A 1,724-nucleotide genomic window follows, 5' to 3' on the forward strand; every position below is an offset into this window, starting at 1 on the left:
AATCAACTGGTAGGGCTGGTTGGACTCGAACCAACGACCCCCGCGTTATCAACACGGTGCTCTAACCAGCTGAGCTACAGCCCCAACGCGGTGCTACATACGACTACTGTTTCTTCTTCAGCTAACAGTCGATAAGTGTGGACATTTAATGAGTGAATCATTGCTGATTCGTGCAAACTCTAGAAAGGAGGTGATCCAGCCGCACCTTCCGATACGGCTACCTTGTTACGACTTCACCCCAGTCACGAATCCTACCGTGGTAAGCGCCCTCCTTGCGGTTAAGCTACCTACTTCTGGTAAAACCCGCTCCCATGGTGTGACGGGCGGTGTGTACAAGACCCGGGAACGTATTCACCGCGACATGCTGATCCGCGATTACTAGCGATTCCAACTTCATGCAGTCGAGTTGCAGACTACAATCCGGACTACGATACACTTTCTGCGATTAGCTCCCCCTCGCGGGTTGGCGGCGCTCTGTATGTACCATTGTATGACGTGTGAAGCCCTACCCATAAGGGCCATGAGGACTTGACGTCATCCCCACCTTCCTCCGGTTTGTCACCGGCAGTCTCATTAGAGTGCCCTTTCGTAGCAACTAATGACAAGGGTTGCGCTCGTTGCGGGACTTAACCCAACATCTCACGACACGAGCTGACGACAGCCATGCAGCACCTGTGTACTGGTTCTCTTTCGAGCACTCCCTGATCTCTCAAGGATTCCAGCCATGTCAAGGGTAGGTAAGGTTTTTCGCGTTGCATCGAATTAATCCACATCATCCACCGCTTGTGCGGGTCCCCGTCAATTCCTTTGAGTTTTAATCTTGCGACCGTACTCCCCAGGCGGTCTACTTCACGCGTTAGCTGCGTTACCAAGTCAATTAAGACCCGACAACTAGTAGACATCGTTTAGGGCGTGGACTACCAGGGTATCTAATCCTGTTTGCTCCCCACGCTTTCGTGCATGAGCGTCAATCTTGACCCAGGGGGCTGCCTTCGCCATCGGTGTTCCTCCACATATCTACGCATTTCACTGCTACACGTGGAATTCTACCCCCCTCTGCCAGATTCTAGCCTTGCAGTCTCCAATGCAATTCCCAGGTTGAGCCCGGGGATTTCACATCAGACTTACAAAACCGCCTGCGCACGCTTTACGCCCAGTAATTCCGATTAACGCTTGCACCCTACGTATTACCGCGGCTGCTGGCACGTAGTTAGCCGGTGCTTATTCTTCAGGTACCGTCATTAGCAAAGGATATTAGCCCTCACCGTTTCTTCCCTGACAAAAGAGCTTTACAACCCGAAGGCCTTCTTCACTCACGCGGCATTGCTGGATCAGGCTTGCGCCCATTGTCCAAAATTCCCCACTGCTGCCTCCCGTAGGAGTCTGGACCGTGTCTCAGTTCCAGTGTGGCTGGTCGTCCTCTCAGACCAGCTACTGATCGATGCCTTGGTAGGCTTTTACCCTACCAACTAGCTAATCAGATATCGGCCGCTCCACGAGCATGAGGTCTTGCGATCCCCCACTTTCATCCTTAGATCGTATGCGGTATTAGCGTAACTTTCGCTACGTTATCCCCCACTCCAGGGTACGTTCCGATATATTACTCACCCGTTCGCCACTCGCCACCAGAGCAAGCTCCGTGCTGCCGTTCGACTTGCATGTGTAAGGCATGCCGCCAGCGTTCAATCTGAGCCAGGATCAAACTCTTCAGTTTAATCTCTGTT

1 tRNA gene and 1 rRNA gene are annotated in these 1,724 nt (G+C 52.5%); both read right to left on the minus strand.

The window, feature by feature from the left end:
• Window positions 1-7: 7 nt before the first annotated feature.
• Window positions 8-84 (minus strand) — tRNA-Ile (locus tag CD932_RS10135).
• A gap of 99 nt (window positions 85-183) precedes the next feature.
• Window positions 184-1,714, minus strand: a 16S ribosomal RNA gene (locus CD932_RS10140).
• Window positions 1,715-1,724 lie beyond the last annotated feature (10 nt).

Source organism: Janthinobacterium sp. PC23-8 (genome assembly GCF_002250505.1).
Lineage (GTDB): Bacteria > Pseudomonadota > Gammaproteobacteria > Burkholderiales > Burkholderiaceae_D > Janthinobacterium.